At 36.0% G+C, this 18,393-nt stretch carries 22 protein-coding genes and 1 other annotated feature; all 22 genes read left to right on the top strand.

Annotated features, from left to right (window positions below; translation table 11 throughout):
* The 22 genes from mutM (at position 1) to H3U49_RS00710 (ending at position 18,330) form a co-directional block, all read left to right on the top strand.
* Positions 1-831, top strand: coding sequence for a DNA-formamidopyrimidine glycosylase (gene mutM, locus H3U49_RS00605; protein WP_198178837.1), 831 nt, complete (start codon positions 1-3; stop codon positions 829-831).
* The gene (gene coaE, locus H3U49_RS00610) at positions 828-1,445 is read left to right on the top strand and encodes a dephospho-CoA kinase (RefSeq protein ID WP_198178839.1); all 618 of its coding nucleotides are present in this window, start codon (positions 828-830) and stop codon (positions 1,443-1,445) included. Before mutM ends, coaE begins: the two co-directional genes overlap by 4 nt.
* A complete protein-coding gene (nrdR, locus tag H3U49_RS00615) occupies positions 1,432-1,899 on the top strand; it encodes a transcriptional regulator NrdR (RefSeq protein WP_198178841.1) in 468 nt (155 codons plus the stop codon). Before coaE ends, nrdR begins: the two co-directional genes overlap by 14 nt.
* A 2-nt stretch (positions 1,900-1,901) precedes the next feature.
* Positions 1,902-3,287 (top strand): DnaD domain protein, encoded by a 1,386-nt coding sequence (locus tag H3U49_RS00620; protein WP_198178843.1) that lies wholly within the window; start codon positions 1,902-1,904, stop codon positions 3,285-3,287.
* 10 nt (positions 3,288-3,297) lie between these two features.
* Positions 3,298-4,191 (top strand): primosomal protein DnaI, encoded by an 894-nt coding sequence (dnaI, locus tag H3U49_RS00625; protein ID WP_198178845.1) that lies wholly within the window; start codon positions 3,298-3,300, stop codon positions 4,189-4,191.
* A gap of 305 nt (positions 4,192-4,496) precedes the next feature.
* Entirely contained in the window at positions 4,497-6,431 is a 1,935-nt protein-coding gene (gene thrS, locus H3U49_RS00630) for a threonine--tRNA ligase (RefSeq protein WP_198178847.1), read from the top strand.
* A 209-nt stretch (positions 6,432-6,640) separates the two neighbouring features.
* Positions 6,641-7,378: an amino acid ABC transporter ATP-binding protein gene (locus tag H3U49_RS00635; RefSeq protein ID WP_305067086.1), complete on the top strand. Its 738-nt coding sequence runs from the start codon at positions 6,641-6,643 to the stop codon at positions 7,376-7,378.
* A 15-nt stretch (positions 7,379-7,393) separates the two neighbouring features.
* A complete protein-coding gene (locus H3U49_RS00640; protein ID WP_198178849.1) occupies positions 7,394-8,212 on the top strand; it encodes a transporter substrate-binding domain-containing protein in 819 nt (272 codons plus the stop codon).
* The gene (locus H3U49_RS00645; RefSeq protein ID WP_198178851.1) at positions 8,209-8,847 is read left to right on the top strand and encodes an amino acid ABC transporter permease; all 639 of its coding nucleotides are present in this window, start codon (positions 8,209-8,211) and stop codon (positions 8,845-8,847) included. The genes H3U49_RS00640 and H3U49_RS00645 overlap by 4 nt, the downstream gene beginning before the upstream one ends.
* 13 nt (positions 8,848-8,860) lie before the next feature.
* A complete protein-coding gene (locus H3U49_RS00650; protein WP_198178853.1) occupies positions 8,861-9,514 on the top strand; it encodes an amino acid ABC transporter permease in 654 nt (217 codons plus the stop codon).
* A 64-nt stretch (positions 9,515-9,578) separates the two neighbouring features.
* Positions 9,579-9,690 (top strand) — a sequence feature (ribosomal protein L20 leader region).
* Between the two features lie 37 nt (positions 9,691-9,727).
* Positions 9,728-10,240 (top strand): translation initiation factor IF-3, encoded by a 513-nt coding sequence (gene infC / locus H3U49_RS00655; protein ID WP_034980154.1) that lies wholly within the window; start codon positions 9,728-9,730, stop codon positions 10,238-10,240.
* Between the two features lie 22 nt (positions 10,241-10,262).
* The gene (rpmI, locus tag H3U49_RS00660; RefSeq protein WP_034980158.1) at positions 10,263-10,463 is read left to right on the top strand and encodes a 50S ribosomal protein L35; all 201 of its coding nucleotides are present in this window, start codon (positions 10,263-10,265) and stop codon (positions 10,461-10,463) included.
* Positions 10,464-10,498: 35 nt separating this feature from the next.
* A complete protein-coding gene (rplT, locus tag H3U49_RS00665) occupies positions 10,499-10,855 on the top strand; it encodes a 50S ribosomal protein L20 (protein WP_034980161.1) in 357 nt (118 codons plus the stop codon).
* Between the two features lie 106 nt (positions 10,856-10,961).
* A complete protein-coding gene (locus H3U49_RS00670; RefSeq protein ID WP_198178855.1) occupies positions 10,962-11,486 on the top strand; it encodes a YqeG family HAD IIIA-type phosphatase in 525 nt (174 codons plus the stop codon).
* On the top strand, positions 11,479-12,594 hold the full coding sequence (gene yqeH, locus H3U49_RS00675) for a ribosome biogenesis GTPase YqeH (RefSeq protein WP_198178857.1): 1,116 nt from the start codon (positions 11,479-11,481) through the stop codon (positions 12,592-12,594). Before H3U49_RS00670 ends, yqeH begins: the two co-directional genes overlap by 8 nt.
* Before the next feature lie 8 nt (positions 12,595-12,602).
* Complete coding sequence (locus H3U49_RS00680; RefSeq protein WP_198178860.1) at positions 12,603-13,244, top strand: nicotinate-nucleotide adenylyltransferase; 642 nt, start codon at positions 12,603-12,605, stop codon at positions 13,242-13,244.
* Positions 13,237-13,833 carry a bis(5'-nucleosyl)-tetraphosphatase (symmetrical) YqeK gene (yqeK, locus tag H3U49_RS00685; RefSeq protein ID WP_198178862.1) on the top strand — a complete coding sequence of 199 codons (597 nt, stop codon included), beginning with the start codon at positions 13,237-13,239 and terminating at the stop codon, positions 13,831-13,833. The genes H3U49_RS00680 and yqeK overlap by 8 nt, the downstream gene beginning before the upstream one ends.
* A gap of 9 nt (positions 13,834-13,842) precedes the next feature.
* Positions 13,843-14,190 (top strand): ribosome silencing factor, encoded by a 348-nt coding sequence (gene rsfS / locus H3U49_RS00690; protein ID WP_045928307.1) that lies wholly within the window; start codon positions 13,843-13,845, stop codon positions 14,188-14,190.
* A gap of 6 nt (positions 14,191-14,196) precedes the next feature.
* Positions 14,197-15,351 carry a nucleotidyltransferase gene (locus H3U49_RS00695; RefSeq protein WP_198178863.1) on the top strand — a complete coding sequence of 385 codons (1,155 nt, stop codon included), beginning with the start codon at positions 14,197-14,199 and terminating at the stop codon, positions 15,349-15,351.
* Entirely contained in the window at positions 15,352-15,906 is a 555-nt protein-coding gene (locus H3U49_RS00700; protein WP_198178864.1) for a DUF177 domain-containing protein, read from the top strand.
* A gap of 152 nt (positions 15,907-16,058) precedes the next feature.
* The gene (locus H3U49_RS00705; RefSeq protein ID WP_198178865.1) at positions 16,059-16,772 is read left to right on the top strand and encodes a response regulator transcription factor; all 714 of its coding nucleotides are present in this window, start codon (positions 16,059-16,061) and stop codon (positions 16,770-16,772) included.
* The gene (locus tag H3U49_RS00710; protein WP_198178866.1) at positions 16,750-18,330 is read left to right on the top strand and encodes a HAMP domain-containing histidine kinase; all 1,581 of its coding nucleotides are present in this window, start codon (positions 16,750-16,752) and stop codon (positions 18,328-18,330) included. The genes H3U49_RS00705 and H3U49_RS00710 overlap by 23 nt, the downstream gene beginning before the upstream one ends.
* Positions 18,331-18,393 lie beyond the last annotated feature (63 nt).

Consider the following 18,393-nt stretch of genomic DNA (forward strand, 5'->3'; position numbering starts at 1 on the left):
ATGCCTGAAATGCCGGAAGTTGAAACTGTTAGGCGAACACTTCTTCCTCTTATCAAAGGGAAAACAATAAAAGAAGTAACTGTATGGTACCCAAAAATTATTACCGGAGATGCTAAAGAATTTGCAAGACAATTAACTGGAAAAAAGATAGAAAATATAGATCGTTATGCTAAATATTTGCTTATTCGTCTTAGTAACAATTTAACAATAGTGTCTCATTTACGCATGGAAGGTAAGTATCGTTTAGTCAAAATAAATACTAAAAAGGACAAACACGACCACGTGCAAATTGTTTTTCAAGATAATTCAGCATTGCGCTATAATGATGTGCGTAAGTTTGGCCGAATGCAGCTGATTAAGACGGGGACTGAAAGGGAAAAGACTGGTATTGGCAAATTAGGTGTTGAACCTAATTCAGCAGCTTTTACTGTTTCCTATTTACAAAATGGTTTAGCACGTAAAAAGAAAAATATTAAAAACACACTCCTTGACCAATCTATTGTTGCAGGTTTGGGCAATATCTATGTTGACGAGGTTTTGTGGGAAACAAAAATTCACCCGTTAAGTCAAGCCAATACTATTCCAGCAGAAAAGATATCGCAACTGCACGACAATATTAATTCGTTAATAGAATTGGCAATTGCTGAAAGAGGTACTACAATTCATACCTATCTGGATGCGAACGGGAAGACAGGAGGTTTTCAAAAAATGTTGCAAGTATATGGACATAAAGGCGAGCCTTGTGTGCGTTGTGGCACACCTCTTGAGAAAATTAAGGTAAACGGACGAGGAACTACTTTTTGCCCTAAATGTCAGGTGATTTACAAATGACAAAGATTTTAGGCTTAACCGGTGGGATAGCAAGTGGTAAAAGTACTGCAGATGTTTTTTTTAGAGAAAAACAAATACCGGTTATAGACTGCGATCAAATTGCTCACGATATTTTAAATAGGGACGAAAAGGGCTATGAACTGGTTTTAAAACATTTTGGTACAAGCATTCTTAAGTCAGATCGATCAATCAATCGTTCAGAGCTAGGACAGATTGTTTTTAACGATAAAAAACAACTCGAAGCTTTAAATGCAATTACCCATCCATTGATTTTTCAAGAAATACAAGCTAAAATTGCGCTAAACAACATGAACAAAAATTCTTTGGTTGTTGTAGATGCACCAGTTTTGTTTGAATCAAATGGTCAAAAATATTGCGATTTTACCTTATTAATTGCAATACCGGAATCACTGCAAATGAAAAGGCTAATGTTAAGGGATCAATTGAGTGAGCGTGCTGCCTTGAAGCGTATTCGCAGTCAAATGCCTTTGTCCCAGAAAGAAAAATTGGCTGATTTTGTAATTAATAATACTGGTACAAAACAAGATTTGAAATCAAAATTAGAAAGATTGCTTCTTAACATAAAAGGGGAGGACTTATATGGAATGTCCTAATTGTCATAAAAATGCCTCAAAAGTCATTGATTCACGACCCAGTGATGAAAATCGCGCAATCAGACGCAGGCGTGAATGTGAAAACTGTGGCTATCGTTTTACCACGTTTGAAAGAGTTGAAACTACTCCTTTATTGGTAATTAAAAATGATGGTACTCGCGAACCCTTTAATCGTAAAAAAATTTTACATGGTGTAATGGCAGCAGGTCAAAAGCGACCGATATCAAGTACACAGTTCGAAGAATTAGTCGATCATGTAGAAAACAAAATCAGACAACAAGGGGTTAGCGAGATTTCTTCGAAAAAAATTGGTCAACTAGTAATGGATGAGCTGGCAACAATTGATGATGTTGCTTATATTCGTTTTGCTTCTATTTATCGTGAATTTAAAGATATGTCTAGCTTCATGAAAACAATGGAAGATATGATTGCAAAAAGGGAAAAAGGTAATTAATTATGTTTGAGACAAATGATCCCAAACAGCCTTTTTTCATTACCAACAGGGTGGATATTTTTCCTAAAGATTTGCGCATATTAATTAAACTGTATCAACCTCTTATTGGTTCTCTTCCTTTAGCTCTCTATTTAAGTTTGAATGAAGATTATAATGCACAGGCAATGCTTTCTGATGCTAAGGGAATCTATACTTTGCAAGAACAGACAGATTGTGATATAAAAAAATTATTTGGTGCGTTGCATAAGCTTGAAGCTGTTGGTTTGATTCAAACGAAACTGCTTGACAACCAAATCATGGGTCATGTTTTGTGTTTCGAAATTAAAAATGTTCCAGCAAGCAGTGAATTTTTTTCAACTGCTCTTTTAGCTAGTTTATTAAAAGAAAAAGTTGGTATAACTGCTTTTAATAAATTAAGTCACGAGTTTGCAAGAGAGGCTAAACAAAACCGGAGCGAATTAAGTGGCATCAAGGGAGCACCCAATATTTCTGCTTCCTTTATGGATGTTTTCCATTTATCCGATCAAGAAGCAATAGATCCTTCAATTGAGGTCAAAGAAGCTGCTCGAGAGAATAATTATTCTGCGAGCGATTATGCTACTGTCAATGATCAAGATAATATTGACTGGGATTTTATGAAACAGCAATTTGAAATTTATCAAATTGCTGGCAGCGAAATTGATCAGAATAGAGAAGCTATTCGAGCTGTTATGCGTATATACGGGCTTTCAGAACAGGAATTTGTCGATGAGGCAATACCATGCTTGCATGGTGACTATCATTTAAATATGCGAGAAATAAAGCAAACTATTGCAAACAGCATTCATGGCAGCGATACTCGCAGGCATTTGCAAAGCAGGGCTAAAATACCCGACAAATTTGATGAGAGTAATAGTCAATTAAATCAAGAAGAACAAAAGCTATTGCAGAAAGCACAGGCTGATACTCCAGCACAGTTTTTGTATCATTTAAAAACTGAGAAAAATGATTATGTTGATGCGAGTGAAAATCAAGTGTTAGACAGTCTATATAATGACAAGGGAATATCAGCGGAATTACTTAATATTCTGACATATGCTTGTTTAAAAAGCGGTCCCAACATTTCTTTTCGCTTAGCAAACAAAATTTTGCATGATTGGCTGCAACATGGTGTTAAAACTGGTGCTCAGGCCTTAGATTATATGGCAAAGAGAAAAAAGGCCCAAGAACAAAGGCGAGAGATGAGAAGAAATCAATTTAAGCAACGATCTGGAAACAAAAAAAAGATCGAAAAAAATATTGATTGGGATAGTAGAAAATCAAGAACTATATCGGAAAAATCTAATCTTTCTTCGAGTGAATTGGAAAATTTTTTTAAAAAGTTAGAAGATAAGAATGGCATGAAGTAGGTGTAGTGATATGCAACCCATTAAAAAAATTATTGATAAAACCAAAAATGTGGAAGAAGAAAGTACTGACTCAATTAAAAAGAAGGTATTAGCTGATCCCAAGATAAATCAATTTATTAAACAACATCAAGAACAACTCACTGACAGTATAATTGATAAAAGCCTTCCCAGTCTTTTTGAGTTTTATCTGAGCCAACATAAAAAAGATCCGGTGACCAAAGGATATTATCCGGATTTGATAATGAATAAAAATGCCATTAGTCTTAAATTTGTTCCTGAAGATAGTAAACTGATTCATGACCATGAAATTAATATAAAAAAGCACTTGCGTTTAATTAATTTACCTGAAAAATTGCATGATGTACGATTAAGTCGGATAGATATGACATCCGAAAGAGTTGAAGTAATGACAGCTATTCAGCAGTTTTTATATCAATATTCGCGTGATATTCACCAAAAGGGTTTATATTTAGCTGGGAATTTTGGCGTTGGCAAGACATATATTTTGGCAGGATTGGCGAATCAAGTGGCTGCAATGAATAAGTATGTTGTGTTTCTGCACGTGCCTACATTCATTGCCAGTTTGTCCAGTCATTTTAATGACAACAGTTTGCAAAATGAAGTACAAAAGATTGCTAACGCTGATTTTTTAGTATTAGATGATATTGGTGCTGAAAATTTGAGCCAATGGTCGCGAGACGAGGTTTTAGCAGTAATTTTACAAGCACGAATGGATAATGCTATGCCCACTTTTTTTTCCTCGAACTTTGCTATGAATGACTTAGAAGATCATTTTAAAGAGACTAAAAATGCAATTGAACCTGTAAAGGCTGCTCGTTTGATGGAACGAATTCGAGCTTTAGCTAAAGAGGTAATTATTTCTGGGCCTAATAGACGAACATAAATTTCTACTTTTCAAATTTTATGAAAATATACTTGCATTAAAAAATTATTGGGTTATAATTAACACCAATGAATGAACATGTTGCAATGCAACTCAGAGAGAAAAGCAGTATTCTGGAAGCTTTCATCAGCGTTTGCAATCCAATCATTTATACCTAAATTTTGATAATGGGTTAGATTCCGTTAACAATCTATAACGAGATAGTTCATTTTCTTGAACTAAATTTTGGGTGGAACCACGTTGATTAACGTCCCAGTGCTTAATTGCACTGGGATTTTTTTGTTATAAAAATTTTGGAGGAAATAATGAGTTTTTCGATTACTTTGCCTGACGGCTCAAAAAAAGATTTTACAGATGCTGTTTCAATATCTGATTTAGCACATAGCATTGGTACATCTTTAGGTAAAGCTGCTCTTGGTGCAAAAGTAGATGGTCAAATTGTTGCTTTAGACTTTAAGTTGAACAAAAATGCGGAAGTTGCAATTATAACCGACAGAGATAAAGAGGGTCTAACAATTTTGCGTGATACCGTTGCATTTGTTCTTGAAGCCGTGGCCAAGAAAGCTTATCCTGAAATTCATTTTGGTGAACATGGATCTGACGATGAGGGCTTTTACGTTGACACTGATAAAGAAAATCAAATAAAAATCAATGAATTACCTGACTTGGAAAAAGCAATCAAAAAAGCAATTAAAGCAGGAGAAAAGATTGAATCCAACTTAATGTCTAAAGACGAGCTTTCTGATCTTTTTAAGGATGATCCTTATAAGAGTGAAATGCTTAAAGCTGAAAAAAATGACCAGGTACAAGTTTATAAGTTAGGCAATTTTGTCGATTTTGGTTTTAGCGCATTGTTACCAAACACCGGTAAAATTAAGCAATTTAAATTGTTATCTGTTGCCGGTGCTTACTGGAAAGGGCAATCTTCAAATCCTATGCTTCAAAGAATTTCGGGTACAGCATTTTTCAAAAAGGCAGATTTGGATGCGGACATTAAAAGACGTGAAGAAATTAAAGAACGTGATCATAGAACAATTGGTCGTGATCTTGATTTATTCTTTGTTGATCCAAAAGTTGGTGCTGGTTTACCATACTGGATGCCCAAAGGTGCCACAATTCGCCGGGTAGTAGAACGCTACATTATCGATAAAGAAGTCGCTGACGGCTACCAACACGTTTATACTCCAGTTTTAATGAACGTGGATGCTTATAAGACTTCAGGCCACTGGGCACACTATCGTGATGATATGTTTCCACCAATGGATATGGGTGACGGTGAGATGCTTGAACTGCGACCAATGAATTGTCCTTCCCACATTCAAATTTACAAACATCACATTCGTTCATACCGCGAGCTCCCAATTAGGATTGCAGAACTAGGTATGATGCACAGATATGAAAAATCTGGTGCTCTGTCAGGACTGCAACGTGTACGGGAAATGACTTTAAATGACGGTCATACATTTGTGACTTTAGATCAAGTTCAAAGTGAATTCTCAAAAATCTTGACTCTAATTTTAGATGTTTACAAAGACTTTGACATCACTGATTACTACTTCAGACTTTCCTATCGTGATCCAAACAATACTAAAAAGTATTTTGCTAACGATGAAATGTGGGAAAGAAGTCAGTCAATGCTGAAAAAGGCTATGGACGATATGGGACTTGACTATGTCGAAGCCGAAGGTGAAGCCGCATTCTACGGTCCAAAACTAGATATTCAAACCAAGACTGCTTTAGGTGCAGATGAAACAATGTCCACAATTCAACTAGACTTCATGTTGCCTGAAAGATTTAACTTAACCTATGTTGGTCAAGATGGTGAAGAGCACCGACCAGTTATGATTCATAGAGGAATTGTTGGTACTATGGAGCGTTTCATAGCTTACCTGATTGAGATTTACAAAGGTGCTTTTCCAACTTGGCTGGCTCCAGTTCAAGTAGAAGTGATCCCAGTAAATTTGGATGCCCATTCAGATTACGCCAAAAAAGTTCGCGACGAACTAAATAAACGTGGCTTTAGGGCTGAAGCAGATCTGCGTAATGAAAAATTAGGTTACAAGATTCGTGAGTCACAAACACAAAAAGTACCATATACTCTTGTTTTAGGTGACAAGGAATTAAAGGACAATGGTGTAAATGTTCGTCGCTACGGCACTGAAGAAGAAGTAGCCAAGAGTTTTGACGAATTTATCAGTGAAATTAAGCAGGATGTTAAATCATATTCACGTGAAGAATAATCGAGTAAGAAATAGTAAAGACAAGTTTAATTTAATAGATTGCAGGAATAATTTGATAACTTAGACCTTAAATATAAAAACCGCTAAAATTTGCACGTCGAGTAACAAAATGTAGTGTTGACGGGATGCACTTTTGATTAATTAATCAATTGCTAAAAAAAGCTTGGTTTAAATAGTTGAATTAAGACTGCTAAAAAGGAGCATTAATTATGTCAATGGTAGAATTTCATGACGTGCAGAAATTTTATGGCAAATTTCACGCGTTGCATAGTATTAATTTACAAATCGATAAAGGCGAAACTGTTGTTTTAATCGGACCTTCCGGTTCCGGTAAGAGTACGCTTATTAGAACAATAAACCGCTTAGAGTCAATTCAGGGTGGAAAGCTGATAGTTAATAATCAGGATTTGTCCAATCCCAAGACTGACTCAAATAGGTTGCGCCAAGATGTAGGTATGGTTTTCCAACACTTTAATCTTTATAAAAACAAAAATGTTTTGGAAAATGTGATGCTGGCACCACGAATTGTCAGTCATATGCCTGAAACTGAAAATAAAAAGCAGGCAATGCATTTACTTGATATGGTTGGAGTGGCTGATAAAGCCCAAAATATGCCAGCCCAAATATCTGGTGGTCAAAAGCAGCGTGTGGCGATTGCGCGCTCCTTAGCGATGCATCCCAAGTTACTGCTTTTTGATGAACCAACTTCAGCACTTGATCCAGAGATGATTGATGAAGTTTTACAAGTAATTAAAAAGATTACTTCTTCTAGCGATATGACTTCCTTGATCGTGACCCACGAAATGGGCTTTGCTAAGGAAGTAGCTAACCGTGTCATCTTTATGGATCAGGGTCAAATTGTTGAAGATGATGACAGTTCTTCCTTCTTTAAACAACCGAAAACAGAACGGGCGCAACAATTTTTAAGCAAGATAATAGCGCATTAAGAGGGGGGCAATATCATGAAAAAATTAATTTGCTCAATCTCGCTATTTTTGGGAATGTTCCTTTTATCTGGTTGTGGCAACAGTGTTACTGACCAGTCAGCTTTGAAAAATGTACGCTCGTCTAATACCATTACTTGGGCCGTTGAAGGTGACAAAAAACTTTTTAGTCTAATCGATATTAGAGATGATCAAGAAAAGGGTTTCGATATTGATATGGCCAAAGCTGTTACCAGAGAAATTTTAGGTCCAAAAGGGCAGGCTCGTTTTACTCTTGCCACTTCACAGTCGAGAATACCTTTATTAAAAAATGGCAACGTTGACGCTGTAATCGCTACTTTGACAATTACTCCTGAAAGAGCTCAAGTAATTAGTTTTTCTAAACCATATTTTCAGGCCGGTAAATCCTTTCTTGTCCCTAAAGGGTCAAAGATTAAAAAGCCCAGTGATCTCAATGGCAAAACTGTAATCGGTATTGTTGGCGATAACTCTGTTGAGGCAGTAAAGAAAGTTGCTCCCAGAGCAAAAGTTGTCGCTATGCAAGATTATGGTCAAGCTGTATCAGCTTTGAAATCGCATCAAGGCGATGCTTTGACTAGTGATAATGGTATTTTATATGGTTTAGCGGCACAAAGTCCAGACAGCCTTGAAGTAACTGGAGGAACTTATACTAAAGAACCTTATGGTATTGCGGTCAATAAAAATCAAGAACCTTTTCACAGAGCTATTAATAGGGCGATTGATAAAATTCAAAAAAGTGGAGAATACAATCGCTTAATTAAAAAGTGGTTCGGTCAAGTTCCTGGTTTTAACTATAAGGAGATGTATATAAAATGATTCGTATCTTCAATAATTTTAGTAGTCAACTATTTTCAGGATTCGGCTGGACTATTTTATCAAGCTTGTTAACATTAGTATTTAGCCTAATTTTTGGAGTTTTATTAGCTCTTTTAGAGGTTATTCCTAATAAAGCGGCAAATAAAATCGGTAGAATTTACGTTGAGATTTTTCGTAATATCCCACTATTGATTATAGTAATGTTCTTTTACTTAATAGTTCCGAAATATTTTGTCAAAATAGACGGCTTTACTGCAGGTACAATCGGCTTGTTCTTGTATACTTCAGCATTTATTGCTGAAATAATCCGTTCAGGCATTCAGTCTGTTTCACAAGGTCAGATGGAAGGTGCCAGATCTACGGGGATGACTTATAAGCAAGCTATGCGTTATGTGATTTTACCTCAGGCTTTTAAAATTGTCATTCCACCATTAGGAAATCAATTTGTCAATTTAATAAAAGATTCGTCTATTTTAGCTTTTGTGGCTGGTTTTGATTTAATGTACCAGGCTAATGCAATTGCTTCTGTGACTTTTGATACTTTTAACAGTTATTTTGTAATCGGTGTGCTATATTTAATAATTACTATGCCGTTAAGTTATTATATGCAATATCTAGAAAAGAAAATGGCGTAGGGAGGCGACTAAAATGCAAACATGGATTAATGCCCTATCATGGTTAAACTTTGGTTTTCTATTAAAGGGGTTAGCAGTCACATTATTTATTTCAGTTTTTGCAATCGTGTTAAGTTTCATTTTAGGATCGATTCTGGGAATAATTCGCTATGCAAAAATTAAATTTATTTCGGCAATTGTTGGTTTCATTATTGACATTGTGAGAAACTTACCTTTATTATTGATTATCTTCTTTACCTATTTTGGTTTACCAAATATTGGTTTGAGACCAGGAGCAATTTTGTCGGCGATTATTGCAATGACAATCTTTGAATCCAGTATGATCGCTGAAATTGTGCGCTCAGGTATTCAGTCAGTTGCTGTGGGTCAAATTGAAGGTGCCAGATCCACAGGAATGACATTCGTGCAGGCATTATGGCATGTTGTTTTGCCGCAGGCATATCGTCATATGATTCCTACTATTATTGGACAGTTTGTATCCTTAATTAAGGACACATCTTTAGCTACTATCATTGTTGTACCTGAACTAATGCAACACGCACAGGTTATTTATGGTCAAAATGCCAATTATATCGTCCCAATGTTTGCGGCCTTAACACTTTTGTACTTTATTGTTTGCTTTACTTTATCAGCTATTGGTAATAGGCTTAATAAACATTTAGCATAAATCAAAGTATTAAAAACTCATCTTATTGACACATTTGCAAAAGACGAGTATAATTACGAAAGTTGAGAACAAGAAGAAGCTTCCCGCTTCTCGCCTAAGTTAAGTTAACCTCTAGGCTGATCGATATTTTCTGTTGATTAAGGGCGGGTAAAGTTTACCCGTCTTTTTCTTGTCCTCAGATTAACACGGAGGTGAAGAATTATTCCAAGGAATTTGATATTGAACGATCAAATTCGCGCTCGCGAAGTTCGTTTAATTAATGAAGATGGTGAACAAGTTGGTGTTGTTACTAAAACTGAGGCTTTACGCCAAGCAAGTGTTGCAAATTTAGATTTAGTTCTAATTTCGCCTAATGCCAAGCCACCTGTTGCTCGTATCATGGACTATGGTAAATACCGTTTTCAGCAACAAAAGAAAGTTAAAGAATCTCGGAAAAAGTCTAAGACGGTTAGTGTAAAAGAAATTCGCCTAAGTCCAACGATTGAGGGTAACGATTTTAACACTAAGTTAAAACATGCGCGTAAGTTTATCACCAAGGAAGGTGCTAAGGTCCGCGTTTCGATCAGATTCAGAGGTCGAGCAATCACTCATAAGGAACTAGGTCGTGAAGTGTTGGAAAAAATGGCTGAAGCCACATCAGATATTGCTACTGTAATTAGCAAACCCAAGATGGAAGGCCGTTCAATGTTCTTAATGCTCGCTCCGAAGAGTGACAAAAATAATTAGTTAATTTGGAGGAATTAGAAAAATGCCAAAAATGAAAACCCACCGCGCTTCTGCTAAGCGTTTTAAGAGAACTGCTTCTGGTCAATTAAAGCGTCATCACGCTTTTACCGGCCACCGTTTCCACGGCAAGACTAAGAAACAACGTCGTCATTTGAGAAAGGCTGCAATGGTTTCACGCAGCGACTTGAAGCGCATCAAACAGATGCTCTCTCAAATGCGTTAATCAATACATAAAACGATATTTAGGAGGAATTTTAGATGCCAAGAGTTAAGGGTGGAACAGTTACACGTAAACGTCGTAAAAAGATTATGAAGCTTGCCAAGGGGTACCGTGGCGCAAAGCATATGCAATTTAAGGCTGCAAGTACACAGTTATTTGTATCTTACAGATATGCATTTCGTGACAGAAGAAGACGCAAGAGCGACTTCAGAAAGTTATGGATTGCCAGAATCAATGCTGCAGCAAGACAAAATGATATTTCATATTCTAAGTTAATGCACGGCTTGAAATTAGCTGGTGTTGATATTAACCGTAAGATGTTAGCTGATATTGCTTATAACGATTCAAAGACCTTTGCAAAATTAGCAGAAACTGCTAAAAAGGCTTTAAATTAACCAAAAATGGCGCTTATGGCGCCGTTTTTTTATGTCGAAATTTAGCACTTGCAGTAGATAATTTGGTATATTAAACTAGTGCAATGATAGATAAGAAGGAAATTGAATGTTATTCAGACCACACTATACAATTGACACGATTTATCATTTAGATATTAAAGTGCTAACGCAAATAGGTATCAAAGCTGTATTTTCAGATCTAGACAATACTCTTTTAGCTTGGAATGAATTTGAAACTGCTGCAAAAATGAATAATCTCAATAAAAAACTAGCTCAAGCTAATATTAAATTAGTCGTGATTTCTAATAACAATGCGGAAAGAGTGGGCAAAGTTTTAAATCCTTATCACATTGACTTTGTAGCCAAATCGAAAAAGCCGTTGCCCTTTGCCATAACTAAAAAGAGAAAGAGCATGGGGTTAAAAAAAGACCAGGTTATGATGGTTGGTGATCAGCTAATTACAGATATACAGGCAGGAAATTTGGCTGGTGTAGAATCCGTACTAGTAAAACCGCTTATTCAAACTGATAAGTGGAATACGCGTATTAATCGTTTTTTTGAGAAAATTATTTTTTTCTTTTTAAACCTTTCACACCCGGTTACATTTAAGGAGACATTAAAAAATGGATGACCAAATTATTTGTATTGGTTGCGGGGCAGTTCTTCAAGCTGATAATGCAGAAGAAGCAGGTTATTTGCCTGCCTCTCGTTTAAAACAGGCGCAAGAGAGTGGAGCTGACGGCAACGATATCTATTGTCAACGTTGTTTTCGTTTACGCCATTATAATGAAATCATGCCAGTCAAGGCTGACAATGATGATTTTTTAAAATTATTAAACTCCTTGTCAGAGAAGAAAGCCTTAATTGTAAATGTTGTAGACTTATTTGATTTCACTAACTCCTTGCTTTCTGCAATTAAACGCTTTATTGGAAAGAATGATTTTATTCTTGTTGGCAATAAATTTGATCTTTTCCCGCAAAATTCGCGTCAAAGCAAAATAAAGGATTGGATGCGACAAGAAGCCAATCGTATTGGTTTACATCCTAAAAAAATATTTCTGGTAAGTGCAAAACGCAAGACAAATTTGCCAGAACTGATAGCGTATTTAGATCAAAACTCACATGATCAAGATGTTTATTTTGTAGGAACAACTAATGTAGGTAAATCCACTCTTCTTAATGCAATTATTGACCAGATGGGTGAAATTCAGAACTTGATTACCACTTCCCGTTTTCCGGGAACAACACTTGATAAAATTGAAATACCTCTGGCAAATGGTCATTTCTTAGTTGACACACCAGGTATAATAACGGAAAATCAACTGGCCACGCGTTTGAGTGCTCAGGAATTGAGCCTGATTTCACCACAAAAGCAGCTTAAACCCGTAACTTTTCAGCTTAATCCAGGTAACACATTATTTTTAGCTGGATTAGGCAGAGTAGACTTTTTAAAAGGGGAAAAAGCAAGTTTTACTGTTTATGCAGCACGGGGATTATATATTCACAGGACTAAAACGGAAAATGCTGATAGTTTCTATGCAAAACACCTTGGCGAATTACTTAATCCGCCATCACAAAATGCTGAGTTGCCGCCTTTAAAAGGACAGGAATATCATACTAAAGAAAAAAGTGATTTGCTCTTTGGTGGAATAGGTTTTGTTACCATTCCCGCAAATTGTTTGGTTAGAATATATACACCAGATAAAATTGGTTTAGGTATTAGACGTGCATTAATTTAGAGGATATAATGATTGCTATTGCTAAGAATTATCAAAAGACGCCAACTGTTGAAGTAGCCGAGGAAAAAATAGAGCCTAAAAAAGGCCGTCAAATCGGTATTTTTGGTGGAACATTTAATCCAATTCATTTAGGTCATTTAATAGTAGCGGAACAAGTATTGACTAAACTCCATCTTGATGAAGTTTGGTTTATTCCGACCAATGTTCCTCCTTTAAAGGATCAGCCAGTAGTTTCTGCCCAAGATCGTGCAAATATGCTTGAGTTGGGTACCCAAGATAACCCCCGGTTTCAAGTAAAATTATTTGAATTATATCGTGGAGGAGTTTCATATACAGTTGATACCTTAAGATATTTGCGTGAATCTCAACCCGAAAATCATTATTACTTGATTATGGGCAGCGATCAAGTTAATAATTTAGGTGAATGGAAAGAGCCTACTAAATTGGCTCAACTGGCAACTCTTGTTGGAGTTCAAAGAGCCGGATACCCCCAAAAAGCCAAATTGCCAATGATTTGGGTTGATGTTCCTGCCATTGCAATTAGTTCCAGCCTTGTGAGACAAACTATTGCAATTGGGGGCTCAATCAGATATTTAGTACCTGATACAGTGAGAAATTATATTCAGAAAAAAGGCTTATATCATGAATGATTTATTTTTCAAAAAGACTTATTCAACTTTATCTAGTGCTGAAATTGTGGCTAAGGAAAAAAGTAATATGACTGAAGACCGTTTCAAGCATTGTATTGGGGTTAGCAAAACTGCTCAAAAATTAGCCGAGCTAAACCAATATGATATAGATAAAGCCGCATTAGCCGGATTTATACATGATTATGCAAAACAAGTTTCAGTTGAGGAATATCGTGAAGTTATTAAAACCAAGGGTTTTGATCAAGATCTGTTAAATTGGAATCGCAGCATTTGGCATGGTATTGTGGGTACATATTTTATCCAGAGAGATCTGAAAATTACTGATTCAGAAATTTTAACGGCAGTACGCAGGCATACAACAGCAGACGTTGAAATGACGACTTTAGATAAAATTGTATTCATGGCTGATTACATTGAACCCGGCAGGTCGTTTCCAGGAGTTGAAGAAGCGCGTAAAATAACTTATGCTAATCTTGATGAGGGAGTCGGCTATCAATTAGCACATACTCTTGAATTTTTAATTGAGAAAAGAAATAAAATTTATCCACGTACTTTAGACGCTTATAATGTTTGGGGTATTAAAGAATAAGGAGAAAAATTGACTAGTAAAGAAATTTTGGCTTTTACTCTAAAGGCAATTAGTGATCGTCATGGAGAAGATACTGCAGCTTACGATATGCAAGGTCACAGTATTTTAGCTGATTATTATGTTGTGACCAGTGCTGGTTCAAACAGACAATTACATGCGATAGCTAATGCTATCATTGATGAAGCTCACAAGGTTAATTATTATGATTATCGCGTTGAGGGCACGAGTGAATCAAATTGGCTTTTGCTCGATTTAGGCGATGTTGTTGTAAATGTTTTTACTGAAGATGCACGTGATTTTTACAATGTTGAAAAACTGTGGGTTAACGGTAAAAAATTAGAATTAAAGGAAGATTAGCTAACAATGAGTGTAGTAGGGATCATAGCGGAATACAATCCCTTCCATAGTGGGCATGAATTTTTAATGAATCAGGCTCGATACATTGCTGGCAGTAAAGACCCAATCATCGTTGTCATGTCAGGCAATTATGTTCAACGTGGGGAAATGGCAATTATGGATAAGTGGTCTCGCACGCAAGCAGCGCTTGAAAGTGGAGCTGATTTAGTATTTGAACTGCCATTTTCCACTTCGGTTGAACCAGCTGATTTGTTTGCACTTGGCAGTATAGATCAATTGGTCAAAGTTGGCGTTACTGACTTAATTTTTGGTGTTGAAGATGCTACACAAAATTATGCTTATTTAGGTAGTAAGATTGCTGAAATCCCACAAAGTCATATGGACTTTAATGATTACAGTCAAACTTATTCAACCCAATATAACCAAATGGTAGCAAGAGAAGTTGGTCATGAAGTTAGTGAGCCCAATGCGATTCTTGCTTTGGCTTATGCTGTTGCTAATCATAATCTGGGAACTCCCTTAGTTTTGCATCCAGTTAATCGGATTGGTGCCGGACATGACGATGTTTTGCAGAGCAACAAAGTTGTTCAAAGTGCCAGTGCAATTCGCAATATGATTCTCCATAATGAGACTAATTATACTTTAGAGCAATGGCTGCCTAAAAAAGAGGTACAGCTTTTATTCCAACAGAAAAATTATCCAAATTGGAATCTGCTGTTTCCCTTTTTGAAGTATAGGTTGGAATCTTCTTCAGTTTCAGAATTGAGAAGAATATACCAAATGAGTGAAGGTCTGGAGTATAAAATGAAACATGAAATTCATGCAGCACAAACCTTTACGGAATTTTTGCGAAGAGTTAAGTCAAAGCGTTATACATATTCGCGCTTGCGCCGTCTTAGCCTTTATACCCTTTTAAATGTAACTCAGGAAGACATGATTGATAGCTTTAACTATGAATCGCTTCTACTTCTAGGCTACAGCAAACTCGGGAGAAAATATCTTAAAGAAATCAGGAAAAAAACATCTGCGAATATTATTTCGAAGGTTGATCAAAAAAATACTAAAAATGGTTCAATGAAATTACAATTACGGGTTGATCGCTTTTTTGAGCAACTTATGGCAGTTGATCAAAACTTTGGTCAACGTCCGCTGGAGGTCTAAATGTTAACTTTAAATTTTATTCAAATAAAAAATAGTAATGAACCTCTGACCCATATTGAATGCGAGCTTGAATTAACAGAGGAATTTATCAAGCGAAGTCATGGCTTAGTTTATCGAGTTGATAATGTGACCGTTTCAGGTGATGCATTTTACAATCAACCATATGTTACAGGAGACTTTCAAGTCCAAGCCAATCTGATTGTTCCTTCTAGCCGTAGTTTGAATCCTGTTGAATATACAGAAAATTTTCGCTTTAGTGAGAATTATACGGATGTAGATGTGGCTAAAGAAGAAATTGCTGAAAGTGACATCCCAATCGTAAAAGTAAAAAACGAAGTTATTAACTTGCAAAAAGCAATTGAAGACAATATTTTACTGAATATTCCAACTACAATTTTGACTGCAGAAGAAAGAGAACAAAATATTTATCCTGAAGGGAAAGGTTGGGCTGTGATTTCAGAAGACGAGTTTGATAAGAAAGAAAAGGAGCAAATAAACCCTGCCTTTGCTAAATTAAAAGATTTATTTAAAGAAAATAATGAGAACCACAATTAGTTAAATAAGAATAATTAAATATAATTAGAAATCAGTATTGTTGAAATGCTGGTTTTTAATCTTGTTTTAAAAGCATTTTTAAAGTATGCTTTACTTGTTGACAAGAATTAAATTAAATTAATCAAAATTAAGTTTTAAAAGGATGACGAAAAATGGCAAGAATATTAATTGTTGAAGATGAAAAAAATTTGGCGCGTTTTGTGGAATTGGAATTAAAACATGAAAAATATGATACCGTGGTTGAAAGTAATGGTCGCAAGGCCTTGGATTTGGCTTTAAAAGAAGACTTTGATGCGATTCTGCTAGATCTTATGCTTCCTGATCTTAACGGTTTAGAAATTGCCCGTCGAGTTCGTCAAGTTAAGAGCACACCAATCATTATGATGACTGCACGCGATTCTGTTATTGACCGTGTTTCTGGTCTTGATCATGGTGCCGATGATTATATTGTTAAGCCATTTGCAATTGAAGAACTTTTAGCTCGCTTACGTGCAGTTTTACGTCGTGTCAAGATTGAAAAAGATGCTTCAGACGATTCAGTCGAGAAGAAAGTGGTTAAATTTAAAGACCTTACTATTGAAACTGCTAACAGAATTGTTCGTCGTGGCGATGGTAAAGCCGTTGATTTAACTAAGCGTGAATATAACTTGCTCATGACCTTGATTAAGAATAAGAATAACGTTGTTAGCCGTGATCAGTTGCTCGCAAAAATTTGGGGACCGGGCTCAAATATCGAAACTAACGTTGTCGAAGTTTATGTACGTTATTTACGCAATAAAATTGACATTCCTGGCAAACAATCATATATCAAGACGGTTCGTGGAACTGGATACATGGTAAGAGATGAGGATGATGAAAAGAAGTAAAAATAGATCAAAAGAGACCAAGCATTCATCGCTTGTATTACGGTGGGTTAGTGTCGTTGCCTTGACGATTATGGTCTCTTTTATTGTTTTTTCCGTAATAATATATTCATTTGTTGGTCAGCAATCGATGGTCCAGCAAAAGCAAACATCAAATGAGATGGTAAGCAAACTCAATAGTAGTTTGAACAGAATTCCAAATCAATTAGAAATTGCAAATGTTGTTCCTGCATTAACACCATCGACCAGAGAAGTATTAAAAGGCAATCCACCGATAGGTTCTGACGAACGCAAAAGCAGTGCATTTAATGACGACTTGTTGTCATCACTGACGAACCCTGATTTGAGTGTCGTCGTTTATAACCTTAGACAAGAGGATGTCTTTGATAATGGTGGCAAAATTTTACCTTTTAAAAAAATAAAAAGTGACTATGAGATGACTCGCGTTAATAAGAATCATAAACAAGAATTAATTACTTATCAAAAGGTTAGAGCTGCTCATTCAGGAAAAGTTACAGGATATATTGTTGTTGCCAATAAAATGACCTACTATAACGGGTTAATGAAAGACCTTTTAAAGTGGATGGTGAGAATTTCTTTAATTGCCATCGTATTTTTTACATTAGTAGCTTATATAATTGTTCGCGACATTGTTAAGCCTGTAAAAGAAATGTCCCGGGTTGCTATGGAAGTCAATGATGATCCTAATAGTACAGCCAGAATCAGGGATTTTCACCGTCATGATGAATTGCAAGAATTAGCAGTTTCTTTTAACCAAATGCTAGATCGGATGCAACGCTATATTGATCAGCAAAAAGAATTCGTGGGCGATGTGTCTCATGAGCTACGCACTCCTGTTGCGGTAATTGAAGGTCATTTAAACATGCTCAAACGCTGGGGTAAGGACGATCCGGAGATTTTGGAAGAATCAATAGATGCCTCTTTACAAGAAGCTAAAAGGATGCAACATTTAATTCAAGAAATGTTGGATTTAACACGTGCGGAACAAATTAATGTGCAGTATCCTAATGCAGTCACCAAGGTTTCAGATGTTCTAAAACGGGTTGTTGGTGATATGTCACTTGTTCACAAGGATTTTGCCATCAGGCTGGACATGGATGATTTGCCAATTGCTACGGAAATTCAAATTTATCAAGGGCACCTTGAACAATTACTTGTTATTTTAATTGATAACGGGATTAAATATTCTACAGATCGCAAGGAAATTAACGTATCAGCTGGCTTATCACAAGATGACGTGCATATTATAGTTCAAGATTTTGGTGAAGGTATTTCCGAAAAGGAACAAAGTAAAATTTTCAATAGATTTTACAGAGTTGATAAAGCAAGAACAAGGGAAAAGGGCGGTAACGGTTTAGGTTTATCAATCGCCCAAAAATTAGTTACTAGTTATCATGGAAAAATCAGTGTTGAATCTGTTGAAGGACAGGGTAGTCAGTTTATAATGCAATTTCCGGCACTTTCAAAGTCTCAATCCGAAAAACTGCATAAACGTGAACAAGCTGAAAAAGCAAAGAAAGATCAAAAAGAAACTAATTAAAAAAGACCTTTTTAAGTCTATTGATTATTTGTTCAATGTAATCAAATATAGACTTAAAAGGTC

Origin of the sequence: Lactobacillus sp. W8174, assembly GCF_016100975.1 — a bacterium.
Taxonomy (GTDB): Bacteria; Bacillota; Bacilli; order Lactobacillales; family Lactobacillaceae; genus Lactobacillus; species Lactobacillus juensis.